General features: G+C 67.4%; 30 protein-coding genes. 17 read left to right on the top strand and 13 right to left on the bottom strand.

Going from position 1 to position 25,584, the window contains the following annotated elements:
- Positions 1-9: 9 nt before the first annotated feature.
- Together JWP83_RS17485 and JWP83_RS17480 are read right to left on the bottom strand one after the other, a co-directional pair.
- The gene (locus JWP83_RS17485; RefSeq protein ID WP_297732326.1) at positions 10-546 is read right to left on the bottom strand and encodes an alkyl hydroperoxide reductase; all 537 of its coding nucleotides are present in this window, start codon (positions 544-546) and stop codon (positions 10-12) included.
- Between the two features lie 9 nt (positions 547-555).
- Positions 556-1,143, bottom strand: a complete 588-nt coding sequence (locus tag JWP83_RS17480) for a peroxiredoxin (protein ID WP_297732324.1) — start codon at positions 1,141-1,143, stop codon at positions 556-558.
- A 101-nt stretch (positions 1,144-1,244) separates the two neighbouring features.
- On the opposite strand from JWP83_RS17480, the gene JWP83_RS17475 reads away from it, so the two are divergent.
- Genes JWP83_RS17475 through JWP83_RS17460 form a run of 4 tightly spaced genes read left to right on the top strand, consistent with a single transcriptional unit; the run spans position 1,245 to position 4,143 of the window.
- Positions 1,245-2,189 (top strand): hydrogen peroxide-inducible genes activator, encoded by a 945-nt coding sequence (locus JWP83_RS17475; RefSeq protein WP_297732322.1) that lies wholly within the window; start codon positions 1,245-1,247, stop codon positions 2,187-2,189.
- Between the two features lie 26 nt (positions 2,190-2,215).
- Complete coding sequence (locus tag JWP83_RS17470; RefSeq protein WP_297732320.1) at positions 2,216-2,917, top strand: hypothetical protein; 702 nt, start codon at positions 2,216-2,218, stop codon at positions 2,915-2,917.
- A 9-nt stretch (positions 2,918-2,926) separates the two neighbouring features.
- Complete coding sequence (locus JWP83_RS17465; protein ID WP_297732318.1) at positions 2,927-3,370, top strand: PPOX class F420-dependent oxidoreductase; 444 nt, start codon at positions 2,927-2,929, stop codon at positions 3,368-3,370.
- A gap of 23 nt (positions 3,371-3,393) precedes the next feature.
- Positions 3,394-4,143 carry an enoyl-CoA hydratase-related protein gene (locus JWP83_RS17460; RefSeq protein ID WP_297732316.1) on the top strand — a complete coding sequence of 250 codons (750 nt, stop codon included), beginning with the start codon at positions 3,394-3,396 and terminating at the stop codon, positions 4,141-4,143.
- A 4-nt stretch (positions 4,144-4,147) separates the two neighbouring features.
- Here the strand turns inward: JWP83_RS17460 and JWP83_RS17455 are convergent, their stop codons facing one another.
- Positions 4,148-4,333: a (2Fe-2S)-binding protein gene (locus JWP83_RS17455; protein ID WP_297732313.1), complete on the bottom strand. Its 186-nt coding sequence runs from the start codon at positions 4,331-4,333 to the stop codon at positions 4,148-4,150.
- A gap of 239 nt (positions 4,334-4,572) precedes the next feature.
- Between JWP83_RS17455 and bfr the strand changes: the two genes are divergently transcribed.
- From bfr to JWP83_RS17415, 8 genes are all read left to right on the top strand, one after another.
- On the top strand, positions 4,573-5,052 hold the full coding sequence (bfr, locus tag JWP83_RS17450; RefSeq protein ID WP_297732311.1) for a bacterioferritin: 480 nt from the start codon (positions 4,573-4,575) through the stop codon (positions 5,050-5,052).
- A 109-nt stretch (positions 5,053-5,161) separates the two neighbouring features.
- Positions 5,162-7,258 carry an MDR family MFS transporter gene (locus tag JWP83_RS17445; RefSeq protein ID WP_297732309.1) on the top strand — a complete coding sequence of 699 codons (2,097 nt, stop codon included), beginning with the start codon at positions 5,162-5,164 and terminating at the stop codon, positions 7,256-7,258.
- The gene (locus tag JWP83_RS17440; RefSeq protein WP_297732307.1) at positions 7,255-7,755 is read left to right on the top strand and encodes a carboxymuconolactone decarboxylase family protein; all 501 of its coding nucleotides are present in this window, start codon (positions 7,255-7,257) and stop codon (positions 7,753-7,755) included. The genes JWP83_RS17445 and JWP83_RS17440 overlap by 4 nt, the downstream gene beginning before the upstream one ends.
- Before the next feature lie 131 nt (positions 7,756-7,886).
- Positions 7,887-8,768 carry a TIGR03854 family LLM class F420-dependent oxidoreductase gene (locus tag JWP83_RS17435; protein ID WP_297732305.1) on the top strand — a complete coding sequence of 294 codons (882 nt, stop codon included), beginning with the start codon at positions 7,887-7,889 and terminating at the stop codon, positions 8,766-8,768.
- Positions 8,769-8,790: 22 nt separating this feature from the next.
- The gene (locus tag JWP83_RS17430) at positions 8,791-10,143 is read left to right on the top strand and encodes a glutamine synthetase family protein (RefSeq protein WP_297732303.1); all 1,353 of its coding nucleotides are present in this window, start codon (positions 8,791-8,793) and stop codon (positions 10,141-10,143) included.
- 11 nt (positions 10,144-10,154) lie between these two features.
- The gene (locus JWP83_RS17425) at positions 10,155-11,267 is read left to right on the top strand and encodes an amidohydrolase family protein (RefSeq protein ID WP_297732300.1); all 1,113 of its coding nucleotides are present in this window, start codon (positions 10,155-10,157) and stop codon (positions 11,265-11,267) included.
- A 31-nt stretch (positions 11,268-11,298) separates the two neighbouring features.
- The gene (locus JWP83_RS17420) at positions 11,299-12,132 is read left to right on the top strand and encodes a lysophospholipid acyltransferase family protein (protein ID WP_297732298.1); all 834 of its coding nucleotides are present in this window, start codon (positions 11,299-11,301) and stop codon (positions 12,130-12,132) included.
- Positions 12,132-12,566, top strand: coding sequence for an SRPBCC family protein (locus tag JWP83_RS17415; RefSeq protein WP_297732296.1), 435 nt, complete (start codon positions 12,132-12,134; stop codon positions 12,564-12,566). The genes JWP83_RS17420 and JWP83_RS17415 overlap by 1 nt, the downstream gene beginning before the upstream one ends.
- A gap of 98 nt (positions 12,567-12,664) precedes the next feature.
- Here JWP83_RS17415 and JWP83_RS17410 read toward each other — a convergent pair whose 3' ends face one another.
- Positions 12,665-14,044, bottom strand: coding sequence for a phenylacetate--CoA ligase family protein (locus tag JWP83_RS17410; RefSeq protein WP_297732394.1), 1,380 nt, complete (start codon positions 14,042-14,044; stop codon positions 12,665-12,667).
- 51 nt (positions 14,045-14,095) lie between these two features.
- On the opposite strand from JWP83_RS17410, the gene JWP83_RS17405 reads away from it, so the two are divergent.
- Complete coding sequence (locus tag JWP83_RS17405; protein WP_297732294.1) at positions 14,096-15,508, top strand: amidase; 1,413 nt, start codon at positions 14,096-14,098, stop codon at positions 15,506-15,508.
- Positions 15,509-15,622: 114 nt separating this feature from the next.
- On the opposite strand, the gene JWP83_RS17400 is transcribed toward JWP83_RS17405, so the two are convergent.
- The gene (locus JWP83_RS17400) at positions 15,623-15,862 is read right to left on the bottom strand and encodes a class I SAM-dependent methyltransferase (protein WP_297732292.1); all 240 of its coding nucleotides are present in this window, start codon (positions 15,860-15,862) and stop codon (positions 15,623-15,625) included.
- Between the two features lie 292 nt (positions 15,863-16,154).
- Complete coding sequence (locus JWP83_RS17395; protein ID WP_297732290.1) at positions 16,155-16,613, bottom strand: nuclear transport factor 2 family protein; 459 nt, start codon at positions 16,611-16,613, stop codon at positions 16,155-16,157.
- A gap of 66 nt (positions 16,614-16,679) precedes the next feature.
- Here JWP83_RS17395 and JWP83_RS17390 point away from each other — a divergent pair, with 66 nt between their 5' ends.
- Both JWP83_RS17390 and JWP83_RS17385 read left to right on the top strand, forming a co-directional pair.
- Positions 16,680-17,591 (top strand): dienelactone hydrolase family protein, encoded by a 912-nt coding sequence (locus JWP83_RS17390; RefSeq protein ID WP_297732288.1) that lies wholly within the window; start codon positions 16,680-16,682, stop codon positions 17,589-17,591.
- Positions 17,592-17,680: 89 nt separating this feature from the next.
- Positions 17,681-17,863, top strand: a complete 183-nt coding sequence (locus tag JWP83_RS17385) for a hypothetical protein (protein ID WP_297732286.1) — start codon at positions 17,681-17,683, stop codon at positions 17,861-17,863.
- Between the two features lie 25 nt (positions 17,864-17,888).
- Here the strand turns inward: JWP83_RS17385 and JWP83_RS17380 are convergent, their stop codons facing one another.
- From JWP83_RS17380 to JWP83_RS17355, 6 genes are all read right to left on the bottom strand, one after another.
- Positions 17,889-19,220, bottom strand: a complete 1,332-nt coding sequence (locus JWP83_RS17380; RefSeq protein WP_297732284.1) for a cytochrome P450 — start codon at positions 19,218-19,220, stop codon at positions 17,889-17,891.
- A gap of 61 nt (positions 19,221-19,281) precedes the next feature.
- Positions 19,282-19,701 (bottom strand): lipoprotein LpqH, encoded by a 420-nt coding sequence (locus JWP83_RS17375; protein ID WP_297732392.1) that lies wholly within the window; start codon positions 19,699-19,701, stop codon positions 19,282-19,284.
- A 13-nt stretch (positions 19,702-19,714) separates the two neighbouring features.
- Positions 19,715-20,548, bottom strand: coding sequence for an SDR family oxidoreductase (locus JWP83_RS17370; protein ID WP_297732282.1), 834 nt, complete (start codon positions 20,546-20,548; stop codon positions 19,715-19,717).
- A gap of 6 nt (positions 20,549-20,554) precedes the next feature.
- On the bottom strand, positions 20,555-21,028 hold the full coding sequence (locus JWP83_RS17365; protein WP_297732390.1) for an SRPBCC family protein: 474 nt from the start codon (positions 21,026-21,028) through the stop codon (positions 20,555-20,557).
- Between the two features lie 36 nt (positions 21,029-21,064).
- Positions 21,065-21,484: a resuscitation-promoting factor RpfC gene (rpfC, locus tag JWP83_RS17360; protein ID WP_297732280.1), complete on the bottom strand. Its 420-nt coding sequence runs from the start codon at positions 21,482-21,484 to the stop codon at positions 21,065-21,067.
- A 123-nt stretch (positions 21,485-21,607) separates the two neighbouring features.
- Positions 21,608-22,201 (bottom strand): chorismate mutase, encoded by a 594-nt coding sequence (locus JWP83_RS17355; protein ID WP_297732278.1) that lies wholly within the window; start codon positions 22,199-22,201, stop codon positions 21,608-21,610.
- Positions 22,202-22,253: 52 nt separating this feature from the next.
- On the opposite strand from JWP83_RS17355, the gene JWP83_RS17350 reads away from it, so the two are divergent.
- Positions 22,254-22,868 carry a hypothetical protein gene (locus JWP83_RS17350; RefSeq protein WP_297732276.1) on the top strand — a complete coding sequence of 205 codons (615 nt, stop codon included), beginning with the start codon at positions 22,254-22,256 and terminating at the stop codon, positions 22,866-22,868.
- A 61-nt stretch (positions 22,869-22,929) separates the two neighbouring features.
- Here JWP83_RS17350 and ag85B read toward each other — a convergent pair whose 3' ends face one another.
- Positions 22,930-23,922 (bottom strand): diacylglycerol acyltransferase/mycolyltransferase Ag85B, encoded by a 993-nt coding sequence (ag85B, locus tag JWP83_RS17345; protein WP_297732274.1) that lies wholly within the window; start codon positions 23,920-23,922, stop codon positions 22,930-22,932.
- A 735-nt stretch (positions 23,923-24,657) separates the two neighbouring features.
- Here ag85B and JWP83_RS17340 point away from each other — a divergent pair.
- Positions 24,658-25,584, top strand: a 927-nt coding sequence (locus JWP83_RS17340; protein ID WP_297732272.1) for a hypothetical protein, incomplete at its 3' end; no start/stop codon positions are given.

Below are 25,584 nucleotides of genomic sequence, written 5' to 3'. Positions count from 1 at the left end.
GCGCCGCGATCAGCCGACGGCGGCCAGCGTCTGGGAGGCGACAATCGCTTGCGCCACACCGGAAACGATCGACGCGGCCTTCAGCGCCTCGAGGACGGCCTCGCGGTCCACGCCCGCCTCACGCAACGTGTGCTCGTGGGCCACCACACAGTGCGAACACCCGTTGATCGACGACACCGCGAAGGACCAGAGCTCGAAATTCGCCTTGTCCACGCCCGGATTGGCGATGATGTTCATCCGCAACCCGGGCCGCAGGTCGTCGTACTGACCCTCCAGGAAGCCGCGGCCCCGGTAAAACACGTTGTTCATCGCCATGATGGACGCGGCCCCCAGTGCCGCCTGGTACGCCTCGGCGGACAGGTAGTCGGCCGCCTCGGCGCCAATCTCGGCCAGCACCCCGGCGTTTCGCGTGGCCGCGGCGCTGGCCAGCAGGGTGCCCCACAGCTGCTCCTCGTTCAGCACGGTACTGCGCGTGATCGAGCCGAGGTTCAGCTTGAGGTCCTTGGCGTACTCGGGCAGCGCGGCCTTCAGGTTCTCGACACTCATCTCGCCCCCCTATGCCGATGCCTTGAGCAGGTCGCCGGCGTCGATGGTCGGGTCGCCCTTGCGCCAGTTGCAGGCGCACAGCTCGTCCGATTGCAGAGCGTCGAGGACCCGCAGCACCTCGTCGACATTACGCCCCACCGATCCGGCGGTGGCCGAGACGAATTGGATTTCGTTATTCGGATCGACGATGAAGGTGACCCGGTCGGCGACCCCGTCGTCGTTGAGCACGCCGGTGGCCAGGGAGAGTTCCCGCTTGATGTCCGAAAGCATCGGGAAGGGCAACTTCTTGAGGTCCTCGTGCTGCGCGCGCCACTGGAAGTGCACGAACTCGCTGTCGATCGAGGCGCCGAGGACCTGCGTGTCGCGGTCCTCGAACTCGTCGTTGAGCTTGCCGAACGCGGCGATCTCCGTCGGGCACACGAACGTGAAGTCCTTGGGCCAGAAGAAGATCACGCGCCACTTGCCCTCGTGGTCCTCGTTGGTGATGGTGGTGAAGTAGTCGCCGGGTTGCTCGGCATCGACCTTCGACAGGTCGCCGCCGATCAGCGCGGTGAGCTGGTAGGCGGGGAACTGGTCGCCGATTGTCAGCAGGGACATATCGCTCCTTATCTGGATTAAGTCAAGATTAGCATTCTGTCACCATGATGCCGCCCCATGGATTTGAAGTAAAGGTGATATATCGCACTATACTTATAGGTATGTCCGATAAAATCTATCAGCCGACCATCGCCGGGCTTCGCGCGTTCGTCGCGGTGGCCGAACGACAGCACTTCAGCAGCGCCGCAACAACTCTCGGCGTAAGCCAGTCGACGCTGTCGCAGGCGCTGGCGGCGCTGGAGGCGGGGCTGGGCAACCAGCTGATCGAAAGGTCGACCCGGCGTGTCTTCTTGACTAGGGAGGGCACGCAACTCCTGCCGCACGCCCAAGCGGTGGTCGAGGCCGTCGACGCGTTCACCTCCGCCGCCGCGGGCGCGTCCGATCCGCTGCAGGCGGGCGTGCGGCTGGGAATGATTCCCACCGTGGCGCCCTATGTGCTGCCAACGGTGCTGGCCGGGCTGGCCGAACAGTTGCCGTCGCTGACCTTGCGCGTAATCGAGGATCAAACCGAACGGCTGCTGAGGCTGCTTCGCGAAGGGGCGCTGGACGCCGCGCTGATCGCGTTGCCCGCCTCAGGGCTGCAGGCCGTCGGGATGACCGCCGTCCCGATCTATGACGAGGACTTCGTGCTCGCGCTGCCGCCCGGGCACCCGCTGTCGGGCAAGCGTCGGGTGCCGGCGACCGCGCTGGCCGACCTGCCGCTGCTGCTGCTGGATGAAGGCCACTGCCTGCGCGACCAGGCGCTGGATGTCTGCCACAAGGCGGGCGTGCGCGCGGAGCTGGCCAATACGCGCGCGGCGTCGCTGGCGACGGCGGTCCAGTGCGTGACCGGCGGGCTGGGGGTGACGCTCATCCCGCAGAGCGCGGTGCCGGTCGAGGCCGCCAGAAGCCGGCTCGGGCTCGCGCAGTTCGCCGCGCCCCGCCCGGGGCGGCGGATCGGCCTGGTTTTCCGCTCCTCGAGCGGACGCGATGAGTCCTACCGGCGGCTCGCGGCGATGATCGGCAAATTGATCGGCCAGGAACACCAGGTACGCCCGGCGAAATAGCCGTTCGCCGGCGGTAAGTTCGGCGCATGGAAAAGGTGATCGCGGTCCTGATGCGCTCGGAGCCGGACGACGATTGGTGTGCCCGGCAGCGGGGTCACGTCGCTGACGCGTTGTTGGAACTGGGCGTCCCCGGGCTGCAGCTGAACGTTCGTGACCGCGCGGTGCGTCACTCGCTGATGACGCTGACAACGATGGACCCGCCGGCCGCCGCGGTGGTGAGCATGTGGACCCAGCAATGCTATGGCGACCAGACGACGGCGGCGCTCAAATTTCTCGCGCAGGAATGCGAGCAGCTCGCCGCCTACCTGGTGACGGAATCGGTTCCGCTTCCCGCGCCACCGACCGAATCCGGTTGTCGAACAACGGGTCTGGCCAACATCGCGTTGCTGCGCCGTCCCGCCGAACTGGACCAGGCGACCTGGCTGGCCCGGTGGCAGGGTGACCACACCTCGGTGGCGATCGAAACCCAGTCGACGTTCGGCTACACCCAGAACTGGGTGGTGCGATCCCTCACCCCGGGTGCGCCGGGAATCGCGGGCATCGTCGAGGAGTTGTTCCCCGAGGAGGCGATCACCGATCTGAAGGCGTTCTTCGGTGCTGCCGACGACGACGACCTACAACACCGGCTCGGCCGGATGGTCGCCAGCACAACGGCATTCGGTGCCAACCAGAACATCGACACGGTGCCGACCAGCCGCTACGTGTTCAGAACACCATTCCGGGATTGAGGATCGCCCATGACAACACTCGACGAGGCAGTGGCGCTGGCCAAGGGAGAAAGCGGCCTGGCGGTGATCTCCACGGTTCGCGCCGACGGAACCGTGCAGGCCTCGCTGGTCAACGTCGGCCTGCTGCCACACCCGGTGACCGGTGAGCCGGCCCTGGGTTTCACCACCTACGGCAAGGTCAAACTGGCCAACCTGCGGGCGAGGCCGCAGCTCGCCGTCACGTTTCGCAACGGATGGCAGTGGGCGACGGTCGAGGGCCGCGCAGAGCTGGCCGGTCCGGATGACACGGCGCCCTGGCTGAAAGACGCCGACCAGTTGCGGCTGTTGCTCCGCGAGGTCTTCACCGCCGCCGGCGGCACCCACGACGACTGGGACGAATACGACCGCGTCATGGCCAAGGAGCGGCGGGCGGTCGTGCTGATCGCGCCGACCCGCGTCTACAGCAACGGCTGAGCCTCACCCGTTACGCTGCAGCGGTGACGCTGCAGATCGACGACAAGAACCGGGTGCGCACCCTCACGCTGAATCGGCCCGCGGCGCTCAACGCGTTCAACGAGGCCCTCTACGACGCCACGGCGGACGCGCTCTTCGCCGCCGCCGACGATCCCCAGGTCGCCGTCGTCCTGCTGACCGGCGCGGGCCGCGGCTTCAGCGCGGGCACCGACCTCGCCGAAATGCAGGCCCGCATCACCGACCCGACCTTCACACCCGGAAAGCACGGCTTCACCGGCCTGATCGACGCGCTCGGCGCGTTCCCCAAGCCACTGATCTGCGCCGTCAACGGCGTCGGCGTGGGGATCGGCGCGACCATCCTCGGCTACGCCGACCTGGCCTTCATGTCGTCGACGGCCCGGCTCAAGTGCCCCTTCACCAGCCTGGGCGTGGCGCCCGAGGCGGCCTCGTCCTATCTGCTGCCCCAGCTGGTGGGCCGGCAAAACGCCGCGTGGCTGTTGATGTCCTCGGAGTGGGTCGACGCCCACGAGGCGTTGCGGATGGGCCTGGTTTGGCGGGTCTGCGACCCGGAGGAGCTGCTACCCGAAGCCCGTCGGCACGCCGAAGTCCTTGCGGCACGGCCCATTTCGAGCCTGATGGCCGTCAAGCACACGATGATGGAACCGATCCGTCCGGAGATCGCCGCGGCGAGCGCCCGGGAAAACGCTCACTTCGCCGAACTGATGGGCGCCCAGGCCAACGCCGCGGCCCTGGCGGACTTCAACAAACGCTGACCGGCTATCGCGACCGAGCGGGCTCGAGTTGACACGCGGATTCGATGATCGCGCGCAGCGTGCGCCTGCAGCGCCCGCAATCAGTCCCGGCCCCGCACGCGGCGGCGACCTCTTTGGACGTGGATGCGCCCCGCGCGACGGCATCGGACACGATTTGGTTAGTGGCCCCGACGCACAGGCACACGTACATCAGCGCACCCCTCGGGCGCAGGCGTAAGCCGGGCGAACAAGCCGCATGTTAGCGAAGTCTAGCCTAAGTAGGTTAGCGATGCCTAACCCCGGGTTCGTCACCCACGCGACACACTGAGCACAGCCATACCTTCCTGGAAGATTCCAAACCGGCATGGCAAAGTGCTGCTACAGCCCGGTGCTTCAGCCCAGCCCACCGCCGCGGCCAGACGTGACAGCTTTCAGACCGTAGGAGTGATCATGCAAGGCGACCCGGACGTTTTGCGTCTGCTCAACGAGCAGCTGACAAGTGAGCTCACCGCGATCAACCAGTACTTCCTGCATTCCAAGATGCAGGACAACTGGGGCTTCACCGAGTTGGCCGAGCACACCCGCTCGGAGTCGTTCGACGAAATGCGGCACGCCGAGGCGATCACCGATCGCATCCTGTTGCTCGACGGGCTGCCCAACTACCAGCGCCTCTTCTCGGTGCGCATCGGCCAGACGCTGCGCGAGCAGTTCGAGGCCGACCTCGCCATCGAATACGAGGTGATGGACCGGCTCAAGCCCGGAATCATCATGTGCCGCGAGAAGCAGGACAGCACCAGCGCCATCCTGCTGGAGAAGATCGTGGCCGACGAGGAGAGCCACATCGACTACCTGGAGACCCAGTTGGAGTTGATGGAAAAGCTGGGCGAGGAGCTGTACTCGGCGCAGTGCGTGTCGCGGCCACCGAGCTGATCATCGCGCGCTGCTCGGCGGGGTAGCGCGCCAACGCCGCATAATCTGCCGATTGCCGTGGCTTAACCGTGGGCACCCGTAACCATCGGACGCCGACGGAAAGGCAGGCATGACGAGGGCGACACCATCAGCGATCCCGGCCAGCCCGGCTGCCGAGCCCGCACCCGGCGACGTCGCGGTCAATCCGCAGCGACGGAACTTCATCTTCGTGGCGGTCCTGCTCGGCATGCTCATGGCCGCACTGGACCAGACGATCGTTGCGACCGCGCTGCCGACCATCGTCGCCAATCTCGGTGGGGCGGGCCATCAGTCCTGGGTCGTCACCAGCTACCTACTGGCGTCGACCATCATGACCGCCCTGGTCGGCAAGCTCGGAGACCTGTTCGGCCGCAAGAGGGTGTTCCAGGCGGCCGTCGTCTTCTTCGTCGTCGGATCCGTGTTGTGCGGGCTCGCCCAGTCGATGGCCATGCTGGTGGGGGCCCGGGCCCTGCAGGGAATCGGTGGCGGCGGGCTCATGGTGACCGCCACGGCGTTGATCGGCGAGGTGATTCCGCTGCGGGATCGCGGCCGCTACCAGGGCGCGATGGGCGCGGTATTCGGCGTCACCACGGTGATCGGGCCGTTGCTCGGCGGGTACTTCACCGACCATTTGACGTGGCGCTGGGCCTTCTGGATCAATGTGCCGGTTTCGATCGTGGTCTTCTTCGTGGCCGCGGCGGCCATCCCGGCGCTCAGCGAGCGCACCAAACCGGTCATCGACTACCTCGGGATCCTGTTCGTCGGCCTGGCTGCCACGGGGCTGACGCTGGCCACCAGCTGGGGCGGCACCACGTATCCATGGGGCTCGGCGACGATCCTCGGGCTGTTCGCCGGTTCCGCGGTAGCACTCGGCATCTTCGTCTGGGTGGAAAGCCGCGTCGCCGAGCCGATCCTGCCGACCCGGCTGTTCGGCAACCCGGTATTCACGGTGTGCTGCGTGCTGTCCTTCGTGGTCGGGTTCGCGATGCTGGGCGCGCTGACGTTCCTGCCCACGTACATGCAGTTCGTCGACGGCGTCTCGGCGACCACGTCGGGCCTGCGCACGCTCCCGATGGTCCTGGGGATGCTGACCACCTCGATGGGCAGTGGTGTCCTGGTCGGCCGCACGGGCAGATACAAGATCTTTCCCGTCGCGGGCACCGCGGTGATGGCGGTAGGGTTTTTCCTGATGTCGCGGATGGACCCGTCGACATCGGCCCTGGTGCAGTCGCTGTTCCTGGTCGTTCTTGGCGCGGGCATCGGGATGTGCATGCAGACGCTGGTCCTCATCGTCCAGAACACCTCGAGCTTCGACGACCTCGGTGTCGCCACCTCCGGAGTCACCTTTTTCCGAACCATCGGAAGTTCCTTCGGCGCGGCGATATTCGGCTCGCTGTTCACCAACTTCCTGCACAGCCGGATCGGTCCGGCCCTGGCCGCCAGCCACGCGCCCGCGGCCGCGGCCGCTTCGCCGGAGGCGCTGCACCGGCTGCCCCATACGATGGCGGCCCCGATCGTGGCCGCCTATGCCGACTCGCTCACCCAGGTGTTCCTCTGTGCGGTGCCAGTCGCATTGGTCGGGTTCGTCTTGGCGCTGTTTCTGCGGGAAGTGCCGCTGCGGGGCATCGGCAACAACCGCGGCGACATCGGCGAGGCGTTCGCCATGCCCACCAGCCAATCGCCCGACGACATGCTGGAGACCGCGATCGGCCGGCTGCTGCGGGGCGCTCCCGGCATGCGGCTGCGCAGCATCGCCATGCGACCCGACTGCCGGCTCGACGTCGCCGGGTTGTGGGGCGTCCTGCGCATCAACCGCTATCAGCAGATGTATGGGACGGCGCGGCTCACCGACATGGGCGACTACATGCGCATCCCTTTCGAGGTGCTGGAGCCCACCTTCGGCCGCCTGATCGCCGCCGGGTACGCGCACGGCGACGGCGACGAAATGTGGCTCACTCCCGCCGGGGCGCAGCAGGTCGAATACGTGCACTCGCTGCTGCTGGCCTGGCTCGTCGACAAGCTGGAACGCTCGCCCGGATTCGAGGGCCGGCCCGATCGTCGCCAGGTGCAGGCAGCGCTCGACCGCGTCGCGCATCGGGTTCTGGCCCAACGCGATTGGCACGACGAGCATCCGACGGTGGCCATCAAGACGGCGGGCCCGGGGGCTGGGCGTACCATCACGCCATGAGCCGAATCGGAACATTCGCTGACGACGACGTCTACAGCTGGGCCACGAAGTCGCCAGACCTCGGCGGCGCGATCGCCAACTTCAGCCAGGCGGTCTACACCAAGAACCGGCTGCCCATGCGCACCCGCGAGTTGGCCCGGACGGTGATCGCCCATGACAACGAATGCACGGTGTGCATGAACACCCGCATCGCAGATGACGGCGCCCACGACTCGGACGTTCCTGAAGAGCTCTATGAGCACGCGCTGGAGTGGCGCACCTGGTCGGGGTACAGCGAACAGGAGCGCCTGGCGGCCGAGTTCGCGCACCGCTTTGGCACCGAGCACACCAAGTTGCGCGACGACGAAGACTTCTGGAACCGGTGCAACGAGCACTTCTCCGAAGAGCTGCTCGCCGACCTTGCCATGTCCTGCGCACTGTGGGTCGGGATGGGCCGGATGCTGCGGACCCTCGATATCGGCCAGGCTTGCAAGCTGACCCTGCCCAGCCGCGCATAGCCACCGCGCGAGCTCAACCTCCATCGCCCTCGCGTCGCGACACTGCGTTGGCTGCGACGACACGCCGGAAAAGGTCGCGCTAGTTTAAGTTTCGCGGGCACAAACGGCGGCACCGCCGTGTTGCGATACCTGTGAAGATTCGCTTCGGTGTCGCGTTGGGCGCGGACACCGCTCCGGACCGGCTCGCCGGCATCGTCGATCACCTGGAGAGCAGCGGGGTGGACTCGCTGTGGTTCTCCGAGCTGGTTTACTCCCCGGCGGTCGATCCGGTGGTCGGCATGGCTTACGCATTGGCCCGGACGACCCGGTTGAAGGTGGGCACGTCGGTGGCCGTGCTCCCGGGGCGGCACCCGGTGCTGGTGGCCAAGCAGTTGGCGTCGTTGGCGGCCGTCGCGCCCAAGCGGGTGCTGCCCGTCTTCGGTTTGCGTTCGGCGATTCCGGCCGAGCGTGAGGTGTTCGTGGTGCCCGACGGCGAGCGGGCGGCGGTGTTCGACGAGTCGCTGCGGGTGCTGCGCTCGGCGCTGGTCGACGATCCGGCCAGCTACAGCGGCCGGTATTTCACCGTGAGCGGGGCCGCGGTCGCTCCGCGGCCGGTCCCGCCGCTGGACATCTGGTTGGGAGGGTCGGCGCCGGCGGCGTTTCGGCGCATCGGCGCGCTGGCCGACGGCTGGCTGGGTAGTTTCCTCACCCCGGCCGAGGCGCGGGCCGGGCGCGAGGCGATCGAGCGGGCCGCGGCGCAAGCCGGCCGGCGCATCGAACCCGATCACTTCGGCATTTCGTTGGCCGTCTCCGACGGCGAGTTGCCCGCGGAGCTGGTCGCGGCGGCCCGCCGCCGTCGTCCAGAAATCGATCCCGCCGCGCTGATCGCCGCCGGCTGGGATCAGCTGCACCGACAACTCGACGCCTACATCGACGCGGGACTGACGAAATTCGTCATCCGGCCTGCGGGCAAATCCCCACTGGACGGCTTCCTCGATCGGTTCGTCGCCGAGCTGATCGCCCGCCAGAACTGATCGAATTGCCACAATGGCTGCCATGACAGCCACCCCGCTCGCCGCCGCCGCGATCGCCCAGCTGGAGGCCGAAGGCGTCGACACGGTCATCGGCACCGTCGTGAACCCCGCCGGCCTCACGCAAGCCAAGACGGTCCCCATCCGGCGGACCAACACCTTCGCCGATCCCGGCCTGGGCGCCAGTCCGTCCTGGCATGCATTCGCCATCGACCAGAGCGGCATCGCGTTCACCGACGACGTCGGCGTGGTCGGCGATCAGCGCCTCCGCATCGATCTGTCGGGGCTACGGATCGTCGGCGACGGGCTGGCCTGGGCGCCCGCCTCGTTTTTCGAGCAGGACGGCACACCCGTTCCGGCGTGCAGCCGCGGAACGCTCGGCCGGATCGAGGCCGCGCTCGAAGAAGCCGGCCTCGAGGCGGCGATCGGCCACGAGATCGAGTTCCTCCTGGTCGACCCGGACGGTCGCCGGCTGCCCGCCGCGGTGTGGGCGCAGTACGGCCTGGCCGGGGTGCTCGAACACGAGGCGTTCATTCGCGACGTCAACGCCGCGGCCACGACGGCCGGTGTGGCCATCGAACAGTTCCATCCCGAGTACGGCGCCAACCAATTCGAGATCTCATTGTCGCCGTTGACGCCGGTGGCCGCCGCCGATCAGCTGGCGTTGACCCGGCTCATCATCGGCCGGGCCGCCCGCCGTCAAGGGCTGCGCGTCAGCATGTCACCGGCGCCGTTCGCCGACAGCGTCGGATCCGGTGCACACCAACACTTTTCGCTAACAACCCCCGAAGGCCCGCTGTTTTCCGACGGAACCGGGCAGGCGGGCATGACGGCGTTGGGGGAGAGCGCCGTCGCGGGGGTGATCGGAGGGCTGCCCCAAGCCCAGGGCATCCTGTGCGGATCGATTGTGTCCGGTCTGCGGATGCGGCCCGGTAACTGGGCCGGTGCCTACGCGTGCTGGGGGACCGAGAACCGGGAGGCGGCGGTGCGGTTCGTCAAGGGCGGGCCCGGGAGTCCGCGCGGCGGCAACGTCGAAGTCAAGATCGTCGATCCGTCGGCGAACCCCTACCTGGCGACGGCGGCGATCCTCGGCCTGGCGCTGGACGGGATCAAGCGCCAGGCGGCGCTGCCGCCGGAGATCACGGTGGACCCGGCGAAACTGTCCGAATGGGAGCGCGCCGAAGCCGGCATCGTTCGGCTGCCCGAAGCCCAGTCGGAAGCCATTGCCGCGCTTGACGGTTCGGGGTTGCTGCGGGAAATCCTGGGCGATCCCGTGATCGACCTGGTGGTCGCGGTCCGCCGCCTGGAGCAGGAGCGCTACGGCAACCTCGATCCGGAGCAGCTGGCGGACAAGTTCCGCATGGCATGGAGCCTGTGAGGGGGCGTGTGATGGCGTCCGATCCCTCCGCGCTGGCGCACCACATCGACGACGTGGCACTCATCGACCAGCACGTCCACGGGTGCTGGCTGAGGCCGGGGGACCGGCGGCGGTTCGAGAACGCCCTCAACGAGGCCAATACCGAACCACTCGTGGATTCGGGATTCGACTCGCAGCTGGGCTTCGCGGTGCGCGCCCATTGCGGGCCCATCCTGGGCCTGCCCAAACACGTTGAACCGGACGCCTATTGGGAACGCCGCCGGCAGCACAGCGAGGCCGAGCTGGCGCGTCTGTTCTTACCGGCAGCCACAGTGAGCGACTGGCTCGTCGACACGGGGATCGGCTCTGGCACAACGGCCTGCACTGCCGAGATGGCCGAATGGTCCGGCAACCGCGCTCACGAGGTCGTCCGGCTCGAGCAGGTAGCCGAGCAGGCCGCGCGGGCGCCGGGCGACTACGCCTCGGCGTTCGAGGAGATCCTGCACCTGCGCGCGGCCGCGGCGGTCGGCACCAAGTCCATCCTCGCCTACCGCGGCGGGTTCGACGGCGACCTGAGCGAACCGTCGGCGTCCCAGGTCGCCGACGCCGCGGGCCGGTGGCGCGACAGCGGCGGCACCCGGCTACGGGATCGGGTGCTGCTGCGTTTCGGGCTGCACCAGGCGCTGCGGCTTGGCAAACCCCTGCAATTCCACGTCGGCTTCGGCGACCGGGACTGCGATCTGCGCAAGGCCAACCCGCTGCTGCTCCTCGACTTCCTGCGACAGTCCGCGGACACGTCCATCGTGCTGTTGCACTGCTACCCCTACGAGCGCGAGGCCGGATATCTGGCGCAAGCCTTCAACAACGTCTACGTCGACGGCGGGCTGAGCGTGAACCATCTTGGGGCGCGCGCGTCGTCGTTCATCGCCCGGCTGCTGGAAATGGCGCCTTTCCGCAGGATCCTGTACTCGTCGGACGGATACGGTCCCGCGGAATTGCACTTTCTCGGTGCGGCTTTGTGGCGCAAGGGTATTCACCGCGTGTTGAGCGGATTCGTCGCCGACGGAGACTGGAGCGAGGGCGATGCCATCCGGGTGGTCGACCTCATCGCCCGCGACAACGCCGCCCGCATCTATCGCGTTTGACGCCGGGTAACACCGGGGTATACCGGCGGTTATGGCGACCGTGGCGGACGTCTTGGAGTGGGCCCGCAAGCAGGTGGTGTCGCGGGTCCCCACAGCCGACCTCGACCAGCGCGACCCCGACTACATCCGCGACCAGCTTCCGGGCACCTGGCTGCTGGCGTCGCTGTACTTCCGGGCGGATGTGCGGGGCATGGACCGGATTCCCAGCGACGGGGCCGTGCTGCTGGTCGGCAACCACAGCGGCGGAAACGTGCCCCCGGACACGTTCGTATTCACGCTCGCCTTTTGCTCCTACTTCGGCGTCGAGCGGCCCTTCTACCAGTTGGCCCACAACCTCGTCGTCTCCGCGCCGCCGCTGGGCTGGCTGCGCAAATTCGGTACGGTCGCCGCCAACCGCGAAAACGCCCGCCTTGCATTGGATTCCGGGGCGGCGCTGCTGGTGTATCCCGGCGGGGACTACGAGGTATTCCGCCCGTCGTGGGAACGCCACAAGGTCGACTTCGGCGGGCGCAAGGGTTACGTGCGGCTGGCCCGGGAGGCCGGCGTGCCGATCGTCCCGGTCGCCAGCGTCGGCGGCCAGGAGAGCGCGCTGTTCCTCAACCGCGGGCAGTGGCTGGCCAAGCTGCTGATGGCCGACAAGCTGCTGCGGCTCAAGAGCATCCCGATATCGCTGACGTTCCCCTGGGGCCTCAACATCGGGGACCTGGCGGGCCACATCCCCCTGCCGACCAAGATCGTCATCGAGGTACAGGAGCCGATCAACGCCGACGGTGACGACCAGGCCGTGCACGACAAGGTGATGACCAGCCTGCAGGGCGGCGTCGACCGCCTGGCCGCCGAACGTCGATTCCCGGTGATCGGCTGATGCGCGTCGAACGCCGCTGCGTCATCAACGCCGACCGCGACGCGGTCTGGAAGATCGTCGGCGACCCGGATTGCTACCCGTCGTTCATGACGGGCCTCGAGCGGTGGGAGTCGTCGAACGACGTGCCCCGCGGCGTCGGTGCGCGCTACACGGTCCACTGGAAGATCGGCTCTGTCCCGGTCGGCGGACTGATCGAGGTGGTCGAATTCGACGACGACCGCGACATCGCTTGGGTTGGCATCACCGGCGTCGCCCTGCGCGGGCGGATACGGCTGCGCGACTGCGGGGAGGGCAAGACGAAGGTGACGTTCCGGCTGTCGTACCAGGCGCCCGGCGGGATACTCGGCTACATCGCCGACCGCATCGCCGTGCGTCAGGTGGGCCGCAACCTGTCCGCAACCCTGAAGTGCCTCAAGGGGCTGGCCGAGTCGTAGCCGCCCGGTCTTGGCTGCGAGCGTGCGCAGAATGTCAGCTGTACCGGCATGTCGCCGTGCAAACACGCACGCTCGCCGCGGCTCAGATGGGCGCGATGCTAAAGGGGAACGAACCGCCGCAGCTTGCCGCTGGCCTGGTGGCGCTGCAGCCCGTCGGCGAACCGGATCCGGATCGTCGGCTCGGGCAACCCGTACCGCCGCAGCGCGGCGACCAGCGAGGCAATCAGGACCTCGGGGTCCGGATTCCCGACGACCACGATGTCGGCCCCCGCGGCGGTCTGGGTGACCTGATATTCCGATATGCGGGGATCGGTGCCCAGCACATGACGAAACGCGATCGCCGGCACCGACGTTGCGCCGTACCGGAAGTCGTCGTCGCGTCGCCCGCCGATGTCCGCGACCCGCGCGAACGCACTGCCGCAGGCGCACTCACCCGGTAGCGACGTGACCTGATCGCCCAGGTCGTAGCGGATGAAGGGGAACGTCCGGTTGGCCAGCCCGGTGGCGAGCGTTCGGGCGGCCGGCTCGTCGGGCCCAACCGGCTTGCCGTCGTCGTCGACACGCTCGAGGACCACCTCGTCCTCGCAGATGTGCAGTCCCCGGCCGCGTCCGCAGCCCACCGCCTGCACCCCGATTTCGGTGGAGCCCCATAGGTTATGGATCGGTGCGTCCCACGCCTCGCGGATTGCCTGCCGGTCCTCGTCGAGCAGTGGCTCGGAGTTGGTGCTCACGCGCACCGGCTCGATGCGAAGTTCGCCGGCCATGCCGGCGCGGGCAAGCCGCCCGATCACCGACGGGTAACCCACCAGGTGCGTGGGTCGCGCGGCTGTCACCGCGGCAAGCACCTCGTCGAAAGGCCCACCGGCGGCGATCACGACCGTCTCCATGCCCGGGGCGGTCGGCACATCGAACAGCGGCGTGCTGGCATGCGGCGGAACGCCGGCCTCCAGCACCGCAAGCCGGGCGGGGCGCGAAACCTTCGCGCCGCGAAGCTCCTCCCGCGCCTGTGTGCGCCATGCCAGGCAGGCCGCCGAGACGAAGAACTGCCAATCCCACACGTAGACGCCGCGAACCCCGCTGGAGCCGCCCGAGCTGAAGATCTGCTGGTTTCCGGCGGTATACGAAAACCATTGCTGCTCAGCAAGAATGCGTTCGGCGCGGTCGCGGTCGAGGTCGGGCACCGTGACGATGGCGTCCCAGTTTGCCTGAGCGTCTCGCTTGGTCATGATCGGAAGCGACGCCAGATCGCCCACCGACGCGCGGGACGGGTCGAGCCCGCGTAGCCGCCGGGCGTGAAACGGGGAGCGTTCCCGCGCGAAGGCGAGCAGGGATCGCAGCCGCCAATTCTGGTAGCGCTCAATCCTGTGACGGGACCAATCCAGCCGCGTGACGTGGTCTTCGAGATCGGCCTGCACCGCGTTCAGATGCGCCGCCCGCATCCGCTCGTAGCCCGCCCGCGGCATCGCTGCCCTCCGCATCGTCGGCCATTTCGCCGCCGTCAAGCGCGACAACGGCAACACTCTATGGGCATGAGCTACCTGTGTCACCTGCCGGCTCATGAACTGGTCCGGCTGATGTCGTCCGGCGCCGTGTCGTGCAGGGAGGTTGTGCGGGCGCACCTGGAGCGAATAGAGGCGATCAACCCCGCGCTCAACGCGCTGGTGGAGGCCGCCGACCCGGAGGAGTGCCTGCGGCTGGCCGACCTCGCCGACGAGCGTGCCGCTCATGGCGATCCGTTGGGCGCGGCCCACGGACTGCCGGTGGTCATCAAGGACGTGATGAAGGTTGCCGGGTTGGCCTGCTCCGGGGGCAGTAGTGCGCTGCGCGCGGTGGCCGACGTCGACGCGACGGCGGTGGCGCGGCTGAAAGCCGCCGGTGCAATCGTGCTCGGTCTGACCAACGTCCCCGAATTGGGCCGCGGTGGCGAAACCAACAACAATCTTTACGGCCGCACCAACAATCCGTACGACCGGGCCAGGACGCCTGGGGGAAGCAGCGGCGGCTCGGCCGCGCTCGTCGCCGCGGGCGGCGCGGCATTTAGTGTCGGCACAGACGAGGGCGGCAGCATCCGGCAACCGTGCCACAACACCGGCATCGCCGGGCTGAAGCCCTCGCACGGCCGGATTCCGCGAACCGGCAACGTCTTCGGCGATGCCCCGGGCATCTTCGGCCCGTTCTGCAACTACGGCCCCCTAGCGCGGTCGGTGCCGGATCTGTTCCTCGGCCTGGCGATCATGAGCGGACCGGATCTGCTGGATCCGTATGCGGTGCCGGCGACACTGGGCAAGCCCGACGAGGTCGACCTGCGCGCACTGCGCGTCGCCACCTACCTCGACGACGGCATCTCGCCGCCCACCGACGAGGTCGCCGGTGTGGTCACCGCCGCCGCCGAGGCGATGGGGGAAGTGGCCGCCGCAGTGCGGCACGCGACGCCGGCCTGCCTCGGTCGCACCATGGGGCTGCTGTGGACATCGGTCTTCCTCGGCGGAGACCGTGGACAGGGGTTCGAAGCCGACCTGCGAGCGATGGGCGCCACAGATTCCTCCGAAGAACTGGCCGAATTCCTAGGCCAGGCAAGGGAAGTCGAATTCTCTTTAACTGAGGCGCGCGACCGCCTGGTCGATGTCGACCGCTACCGGATCGAAATGCTGTTCTTCATGGGCGATTACGACGTCATCGTGTGCCCTGCGATGCCGACACCGGCCAAGCCGCACCATCACGGGCTGGCGGAGGTCAGCGATTTCTCGCATCTGATGGTGCACAACCTGACCGGGTTTCCCGCCGCCGTCGTCCGCTGCGGGACCTCGAAGAGCGGGTTGCCCATCGGCGTCCAAGTCGTCGCGCGGCCGTGGCAGGACGCGACGGCCTTGGCGGTCGCGGGCCACTTGGAAAAGGTATTCGGCGGCTGGCAGCCTCCACCGCCGGTGGTCAGCGGCGCCTAGACAAGTCCGTGGCGTCGGAACCGTCAGTCCCGAACGAACTTCACGTCGAACTTCGCGACGATTGCAATCAGCCGGCCGCGCGCAAACCGAAATGGACCGTTGCGAACCCGCTGCTCAGCGGATGTATCGGGCATCGACGAAGCCCGCTTCCAGCATCGTGTTGCTCAGCCCGTCCCGCGACATCCAGGTGCGGATGGATTCGGAGGTGTAGTGATGGGCGGCGCGATGCCAGGCAAAGGCCCAACCCACCGCCGGCATCAGGACGAAGTAGACCAGGTCGTGAACGCCCTTCAGCATCTTCGAGGTCGGCGTGCTGAAGTCGAGCACCATCAAGCGGCCGCCCGGCCGCTGCATGAGGCCAGTTACCTCGAGGACGAGCTGATGTCCCGCCTGATGGAGCACCTTTGACGGGCAGGCACCATGCCCAATGCCCGCTCGCGATAGAACGGCGGCGTTGCGGTTAGTCCAGAATTGCGGCCATCGCCAACACGACGGCCGCTGGCGCCGCGTTCGGCTCGGCGCGCACAGCAGCGACTAGCACCACCACATGACGAGTCATTTGGGCGCGGTAGCCATTTTTATCCGCGGACCGTCCGGTGATGCGCCCCGCGAACATCATTCGAACATTGATGTTTCGCAGGCGCCGTCAGACCAGCGCCGACGCGTCAAAAACCCAGCTGGTATCCGCTGTCGCTAATCCCTCAAAGTGATTCGGCGGCGCGAAGCTGATGAGGCTGTTCATGTCCCAATAGTCTTTCCACACGGTGATCTTGCCGTGCTCGACCCTGTGGACGGTGACGAATCTCAGCACACCCTGCTCGCCCGACGCGAATGTCCACGTCTCCGAGTGCTCGTAGATGACGTCGGAGCCATTAGCCACCAGCACACCGTCGTGGTTCTCGTAGCCCGCCAGCGGCTCGAGCCCCATCTTGAGCCGTTTGACGATGTCTTCGGGGCCGCGCGCCGACAGTGCGGGGACAGGCATGTCGACGTAGAGACAGTCCTCGGCAAGGAACGTCTTCACCGCATCCCAATCCCGCCGCGAGAGTGACTGCCACATCCCGATTACGACGTCCTCGACCGCGGCCGCAGAAATGTCTGTCATAGCGGCCAAATAAACTCGGTTGCTGAACGGGTGTCAACTGCAGCTTGGCGGCGGATACTCACCAGGGTGACCGCGCTGCAGCGCTATATAGCCGAGGAGATTGCGACTGACCACGTCGACGGCCTGCTGACCCGCCGCGAAGCCGTGCGGCGGCTCGCCCTACTCGGTATCGGTGCCGCGGCCGCCAGCGAGCTGATCTCGGCCTGCTCCGTGGAAAACCCGGCCGAAGCCCCCACTCCCGCGCCCGTTCCCGAAAGTTCAACCGGCTCAGCGCAACCGCCCGGTGCGGCCAACACGCGGCCGACGGCTCGCATCACGTGGGCCGGGCCACAGGGCCAGCTGCAAGGGGCGTGGGCCCAAGCACCCGATTCCAAAGGTTGCGTCCTGGTCATCCACGAGAACAAGGGCTTGACCGACTGGGTGCGGTCGGTGGCCGGGCGGCTCGCCGGCGCCGGCCATTCGGCGCTGGCCATCGACCTGCTGTCCGAGGAAGGGGGGACCGCTGCATTCCAGGATCCGGCGCAGGCCACCGCAGCGTTGGGCAAGGCCCCGGCGGAACGATTCACCCATGACCTGAATTCCGGTGTCGCGGAACTGAAGCTGCGCGCGCCGGGGCAGAAGGTCGGCGTGGTCGGCTTCTGCTTCGGCGGGGGACTGGTGTGGCAACTGCTGGCCTCGGGTGCGCTGGGAGTGTCGGCCGCGGTCCCGTTCTACGGTCCCTTGCCGGCCAATCCGGACTTCGCCGGATGCAAAGCCGCGGTGCTGGCGATCTACGCGGCCCTGGACTCCCGGGTTACCGGCTCGCAGGCCGCCGCGAAAGCGGCCCTCGATCGCACCGGGTTGGTCAACGCGATCGTCGTCGAACCCAACGCCGACCACGCCTTCTTCAACGACACCGGTCCGCGCTACAACGCCACTGCGGCGGCTGACGCTTGGCAGCGGCTGCTGGATTGGTTCGGCCGCTATCTGGCCGGCTAGTGAGCAGCCCCTCGCCGCACGGACAAACCTCTGTCAAAGCGGTCAAAAAACCGAGTTGCTGACTGCGGCTTTGCCGCATACTTGGCGACGTGACATCGCAGCGCGATACCTCCGAGGAGATTGGGGCCGACCCGGTCGACGGCCTGCTGACCCGGCGCGAGGCCATCCGACGACTGGCGCTCGTCGCCGTGACCGCGGCCCCCACCACGCTCATCGCGGCCTGTTCCGGCAGCAGAAACTGGCCGAGCCGGCGACGACGGCATCGCCGCTAACGCGTGACGCGGGCCCCCAGAAAAACTAGGCGTCGATCGGAGCCATCGACCGTGCCGGCCCCAGAACCACCGGCAGCGTCGACCATCCGCGCAGCACCCGCGTGTCCCGCCGGCTTCCGGTACCGGCCGCCCGCACTCGCGGAAAACGGTCGAAGAACGTCCGCAGCCCGACTTCCCCCTCGGCACGTGCGAGGGCGGCCCCAAGGCAGAAGTGACGCCCGCCGGAGAACGCGAGATGCCTTCCCGCGTTTGGTCTTTCGATATCGAAGCGGTCCGGATCAGGGAACACCGACGGATCCCGGTTGGCGGCGGCCAGATATATCACCACCAACTCGTCCTGTTTGATCCGCGTGCCGGCCACGTCGACGTCCCTGAGCGCCACCCGCGCGGTGAGCTGCACCGGCGAGTCGAGCCGCAGGATCTCTTCAACGGCGTTGGGCCACAACTCCGGACGTCGACGCAACGTGTCCAGATGCTCGGGCGTGTCCAGCAACATGCGAATCCCGTTGCCCAGCAGGTTCACCGTGGTCTCGAATCCCGCGGCCAACACCAGGCCGGCGATCGCCTGCAGTTCGGCCTGGTCGAGATGCGTTCCGGCGGAGCCACTTTCAGCCGCTTGGATCAGCTGGCTCATCAGACTGTCACTCGGGGCACGTCGCAATTCGCGCAGGTGGTCGGCGAGCCAGAAGTTGAATCCCGCGATCCCTTCCTGCACGCTGCGGTACTGCCGCCAGGGCAAGCCGATGTCCAGGCTCGGGGCCGCGAGCTCCCCGAACTCCAGGACCCGGGGCCGGTCTCGCTCGGGGACCCCCAAGATGTCGCTGATGATCGCGACCGGAAGCTGCGAGCAGTACACGCCGACGATATCTATGACTTCCGAGTCGCCGGACTGGCCGGCCAGCTGATCCAAAAGATGGGTTGCGGTTTGCTCGACGCCCTCACGCAATGAGGCGACCGCCCTCGGGGTGAATACGGCCGACACCGTCTTGCGGTAGCGGGTGTGGTCCGGCGGCTCGACGGCCAGCAACGACGGCGCGCGCAGCGGATGCAAGAGATCGTCGCTGGTGAGGCGCTCCAGCCAGCGCAACGGCGCCGGCAGGTTCGAGCCCATGTTCACCACGCGGAAGTCGTCGGACCGCAGCAACTCGTGGGCCAGGGCGTGGTCGGCCGTCAGGTAGTTGGCGCGGCCTTTCACCAACCGCCCCTCGGCGCGCAGTTGCTGGTAGAACGGCACCGGATCCTGGGCCACCGCCGGATCGGCGATCAACCTGGCCTGGAGGTCACCCCGCCGGACGCCGATCGCCGCGATGCCCCGGACAAAGCCGTGCATTGCAAGCCAGTGCAATCTCTCCTTCACGGGGTCCTCCATCACCTCGCGTGCGGTCTTCGCCCAGCGTAGGCCGAAGCCGTTGCAGCGCTCAGCACTCGGCGATGATCTTGAAGTCCGTGGTCACCGTTTTGTTGGGATTGCTGCTGTTGATGCCGTATGCGCTGCCGGTGATGGTGTAGGCGGCGTTGGTGAGGTCGACGTGCGCGTCCCCGACCCCGCCTTGCCAGAAGCTGCCGGTGAACCCGTCGAAGTTGCGGATCTTCACCCACTGCGGGATGGCCCGGTAGCCGTTGAGGATCACCACCGCCTCGATGTGGGCATCGTGGTCACCGATGTCGAGCGTCCGGTACGACTGGATTTGGCTGCACGCGGCGGGACTTGTCGTGCGAGTGGCGCCGTCGATGGTCACCCGGGCGGCTTTCCCGGGCGTCGTCTGCGCCTGCCCGCACCCCGCGACGCCGGCCCCCGCGATCAGGATGAAAACAACTGCGAGCAGCCGCTTTTGCACCACGTCACCTCCTTCACTGCTGCTTCGGCATCAGCGCCGGCAGGGCCTTGACGATGCGGCCCCGCACGAACTCGGGGCTCAGGCCCTTGAGCAGGTCGATCACGCGAATGCTCTTGGGCACGTACCAATGCAACCGCTTCGGGTTGTGGTAGGCCTGCCAGGCCGCCTCAGCCACGCTCGTCGCGGGCATCAGGCGCATCATGCCTTTCTTCGGCGCACTTGCGCGAAGCGCCTCACCGGACATCGCCGGATCGCCATCGTCGGAGTGGTTGGTGATCGTGGTGAGGATGGCGGTGTCGATCAGCCCCGGTAGGACGTCGGCGACTCGCACGCCGTGCCGGTGCCATTCCACGCTCAGCGCCTCGGTCAATCCCTTGACCGCGTGCTTGGTCGACGAGTAGACCGCGATGCGCGGCATCCCGTAGGTGCCCGAGGACGACGACGTCGAGAACATCAGGCTGCCGGGAATCTTCTTCAGGTAGGGCAGCGCGGCGTAGGCGCCGGTCAGCACCGCCTTGAAGTTCACCTCGACGACGCGCATCGCGGCTTCGTACGGCACGTCCTCGAACCATCCCGATTCGCCGATGCCGGCGTTGTTCCACATCATGTCGAGCCCGCCGCCGGTATTGCCGGCGCAGAAGTCGGCCAGCGCGCCCTCGAGCGCGGCTTTGTCCGTCACATCTACGGCGCGCGTCCACAGCCGATCGTCTCCGAGTTCTCCTCGCAGCGTTGCCAGCCCGTCCTCGTTGCGGTCCACCGCACCGACGCGCCAACTCTTGGCATGGAAGAGCTTCGCTCCCTCGCGGCCCATGCCACTGCCCGCGCCGGTGATGAAGACCGATTTCACGACGCGTCAGCCCGCCTCGGCCACGTCTTTGATCCGGTTGAGGGTCTTGGTCATATCGCGGATGTTGCGTCGCCTGCGCAGGAATCCGCCGAGCAACCAATAGACGCCAAGCCACGGTGCGGGATTGAGCCGAAACGACTCGGTCACGTCGGTGCCGCCGCCGCTCGGTGCCAACCGGTAGTGCCAGTTATTCACCGGCCTGTCGCCGAGCATCACCGCGAACCCGAACTCGCGACCCGGCTCGCACGCGGTGACCTTGCAGGTCGTCCAGTACACCGGTCCCATCTCGTTTCGCCGAACGTGGCCGCGAAACTTGGCGCCGAGTGCGGGGCCGGTCGCGTCGCCCAGCCACTCCGCCTCGAAGACTTCCGGGGAGAACCGGCCGGTGTTGCGAACGTCCGAAATGAGATCCCAGATCTTGGCCGCGGGCGCCGCCATGTGAACCGTCGCCGAACCATCCATGGCCTGATCCAAACACAGCTTGGCGCTGGGTCATAGAGCGCGGGCCCGAACTTATCAGTGCGGCACCGCCGCCTGAATAAGGCCGTTGATGATCTCCTTGATGCCCTGCGCGGGGTGCGTATACATTGCGCTCGGGAGGCCGGAAGTCGAGCCGCACTTCGGCCATGCGTCGAGTCCATCTTGTGCAAAGACCCGGTTGGCCACGGCGATCTGTTGATCCCTGGACGCGGCCGCGGGGTTGCCGACGCCGCCGTACTGGGCCCAGGTGCCCGGCTTGAATTGCAGCCCACCGTATTCGCCGTTTCCGGTGTTGGCCTGCCAGTTGCCGCCGGACTCGCATTGCGCGACGGCATCCCAGTTGGGGGCGACGGGGGCGGCGTCTGCCACGCCGGAGGAACTCAGCGATGCTGCCAGGAATCCGCCGACCAGCGCGGACGTGACGAGAGGCTTGCAGAGTTTTCTCATGTCAGGCATTTCGCGGGGCGTGTCCGAAGTGTTACCGATTCGAAAATGTCGCGAGATAAGCCGTCTAGCAGGGAAATTAGCTCCTTGAGCAGCGAAAATCAGAGCTTTAGAAATTGGTGAGAAATAACTAAATTAGCCCTGGCAATAGGACTGGGTCGCCAGCGAAAGGGCTTGCTGGTAAAGGCCGTCGAGTTGACGGGCGCGTACGACGTCGCTCCTGGCGGCGTCCAGGTCCGGTGCGCAGGCGGGCGAATGCAACTGGTCCCAGTCGGCCGCGATCTGAGTCAGCATCGTCTGGTTGAGGCCGTCGATCGTCGACCGTGACGCCGACAGGTCCGGCGCCGTGGCCGGCGCGTCCGCGGGGTTCAGCTTCCAACCCGCGAACCGGCTGTATTCGATTGCCTCGGTGGCGTTGATCTGATCGCCGAAGACGCGGGTGACGTAATTGGGGTCGACGTGCGCGGCGGTCGCCTCGGCGCCCAGTTTGGCGAGCTCCTGCTCGACGCGGCCCGGGTCCTCGATGGCGCCGTGCGTATTCCACTTGAATGCGGCCACCGGCTCGGCGACCTGGAGCCGCTGGGCGGCCGCGCCAACCAACGCTGTCAGCGGGCTGGTGGAGTCGGCTCGTGCCCGCGCAAGCGGTGCCGCGAACACCAAGACGCCGACCATGCCGGACAGCGCAGCCCGCGCCACGACGCGCCGGGCGCGCCCGCAAGTTCCGGTCATGACCATGATTCTGGCCTGACTCTGGCTTTCTCCCGAGTTAGCCTGGCCACTGATGTCTGTAACTGCCGAGACTCGCCGTCCCGGCAAGGGCGGCGGCAAACGCGCAGAATGGTTGCGCTCAACGCAGGTTCGCGCGCTGATCGCCGCCGCGCTGACGGCCTCGCTGCTGCTGAGCGGAGCCATCGTGTTGATGGACAGACTGCACACGACACCCTCCGACGTCCTCGACCATCCCGCCAACCCCGTCACCGACGATCAGTCCGAGGCTCAGGCGGTCGAGTCGGCCCGACAAATCGTCACTCTGACCGGACTGCGGACGGCGTCGGCGGGCTACACGTGGATGTCGTGCAAAGACCGTGACGACCCGCCGTATCAAGGCGCGATCTATCTGACCTTCGCGCTGCCCGTCGGCGCCCGGCCCGAGGCCTACTTCCCGGCTGTCGCGGCGACGCTCGCCACCCATGGCTGGACGGAGGGCCTGCCGCCCAACGATCACGTATTCGCCAGGTCCCTCACCAAGGACGCAGTCACCGCGATCGTGTACCGGGAGACCGACGCCCCGAGCCTGGGCGTCCTACGCCTCTACGGCCAGTGCCGGAACATGAACGACCACCGGACCGACTCGACGGCCTGGATCGACGTCACCGACCGATTAAAGGGTCCTTAACGCGCTACTGCGCCTGACGGCGTCGCCAAGCGCAGTAGCGGACCTCCGGCAGGTCAGGTGGTTATCCACCGCCGCCGGCGGTAGCGCCCAGGCTGCCCTGCAGGTCGGGCTTCATGGCGTTGAGCTGGGCTCCCCAGTACTCCCAGCTGTGAGTTCCGTTGGCGTTGAAGTTGAACACAGCGTTGTGGCCGCCGGCCGCGTTGTAGGCGTCCTGGAACTTCAGGTTGCTGCTGCGCACGAAGTTCTCGAGGAACTCGGCCGGCATGTTGGCACCGCCCAGCTCCGTCGGCGTGCCGTTCCCGCAGTAGATCCACAGGCGGGTGTTGTTGCCGACCAGCTTGGGGATCTGGACCGTCGGGTCGTTGCGCTGCCAGGCGGGGTCACTGGTCGGACCCCACATGTCAGCGGCCTTGTAGCCGCCGGCGTCACCCATCGCGAGGCCGATCAGGCTGGGCCCCATCCCCGACGAGGGGTCCATGAGGGCCGACAGCGAGCCGGCGTAGATGAACTGGTCCGGGTGGTAGGCGGCCAGGATCATTGCCGAGGAGCCGGCCATCGAGATGCCGACCGCGGCGCTCCCAGTGCGCTTGACGCTCTTGTTGGAGGCCAGCCAGCCCGGCAGTTCGCTGGTGAGGAACGTTTCCCACTTGTAGGTCGAGCAACCCGCCTTGCCGCAGGCCGGGCTGTACCAGTCGCTGTAGAAGCTGGACTGCCCGCCGACCGGCATGATGATCGACAGGCCCGACTTGTAGTACCACTCGAACGCGGGCGTGTTGATGTCCCAGCCGTTGTAGTCGTCTTGCGCTCGCAGGCCGTCGAGCAGGTACACCGCGGGCGAGCCGTCTCCGCCGCTCTGGAATTGGACCTTGATGTTGCGGCCCATCGCCCCGGACGGCACTTGCAGGTACTCGACCGGCAAACCCGGGCGCGAGAATGCGCCCGCGGTCGCCGCACCCCCGGCAATTCCGATCAGGCCCGGCAGGGTGACGGCCGCCGCCGTACCGACCAAAAGCCGGCGCCCCCAGGCCCGGATCTTCTCGCTCACGTCTGTCATACCTGCCCCTTGTCCGTATGTGATCGCGACCTCAGGCAGGAATTTACCGGGTGATTGATCCAAATGTCGATCGGGACGCGAAGTCGTTCAGTTTCATATCGGTTTCGGTGCGAATTTCGCAATCTGGATAAGACGCTCGCGCGGGCCGCAGTGGCGCGCGGAGCGCCCCCTTGGTCGCGACCTTCCCGCCCGAAAGCCCCAGGCAGCAGGCCTGTGGAGTGAGCGGAGCCAGGGGAGCGGGCCGCATACGACTTATGGGACCGAGCACTTCCGATTGAAATGGCGGAGGCGATTTCCATCGAACCGCGCGCGACATGCGTCGAGCATGGCCGGGAGTGTCGGAGTTGGTCGCCCAAGCGTTCGATTGCCGCCGGTGAATGATCGAGGCCGACGGCGCAGTAATTTTTCGACGCCGTAAAAGATGGCCCGGCGAAATCCCGGAGGGCCTCGGGGCGCCTGCCACGTGGGCGTGTCACCTGCCGTTTTGCGGTGCGCACGACGCCGGATCCGGGGAGCGCTTCGCGGCTTCGTCGCGTTTCCCTCGCGCGTTTGACGGAGATTTGGAACCGGGGCAGCCGAACTTGCGCGGACCGCGTAGGCTCTCACGGAGCAAGCCGATGGAGACCACGCAATCCCGGTCCGTTCCGGCCCTCATGAACCACCGCGCCAGCGGATTTTGTGGTGCGTGAGTGCGGCTGAGGGCGTCGGAGGTCCGGGACCGATTGAGGTGCAGATTTGGACACGGTACTGGGGCTATCGCTGACGCCGACCACCGTCGGGTGGGTCCTCGCTGAAGGACACGGCGCAGACGGGACGATCCTGGACCATCGCGAGCTTGGCCTGCGCGCCGGCCGCGGCGCGCGCGCCCTGAATACCGCAGAGCAAGTGGCAGATGAGGTATTGCGGGTGGACGCTCTGGCGGCCGCCGGCGATCGCCGGCTGCGTGTCATCGGGCTGACTTGGAAGGACGAAGCGGCCGCACAGGCGGCGCTCCTGTTGGAGGCTTTGACCGACGCCGGCTTCGACAACGTGGTGCCCGTCCGGTTACTCGAGGCGGTCGAGACCCTGGCCCTCGCGATCGCACCCGTCATCGGATACGAGCAGACCGCCGTCTGCATCCTCGACCACGAGTGGGCGACCGTCGTCATGGTCGACATCCATGCCGGCCAGACGCAAACGGCCGTCAAGCACGTGCGCGGCGGCTTCGACGGGCTGACTTCCTGGCTGAGCGGAATGTTCGAACGACCGACTGGCTGGCGCCCCGGCGGAGTGGTTGTCGTCGGCCCGGGCAACGACGTCGATGGATTCTCCTGGCAGCTCGAAAAGACCCTGCCCGTGCCGGTTTTCGCGCAGACCATGGCCCAGGTGACAATCGCGCGGGGCGCGGCGCTGGCCGCGGCTCGAAGCACCGAGTTCACCGACGACCGGCTGGTGGGGCACGTCAGTGATCCCGCCGCCGCGCCCGAGGCGCGGCCCCGGAAGTTGTCCTACGCCGGCGCGGTGACCGCTTTGGCCGCCGGTGCCATCACCTTCGTCTCGTCGCTCTCGCTGGTCCTGGGCATTCAGCTGGCCCCGGCCAGCGAGTCCGCTCCGGCCAAGCGGGTTGTGCATGCGCCGCCGCCACAGATCGCCGAGGCCGTCGCGCCCTCCGTCGCGCCGCCG

This window comes from Mycobacterium sp. (assembly GCF_025965855.1).
In the GTDB taxonomy this organism is placed as follows: domain Bacteria; phylum Actinomycetota; class Actinomycetes; order Mycobacteriales; family Mycobacteriaceae; genus Mycobacterium.
This window is presented reverse-complemented; position numbering and strand designations above follow the sequence as displayed.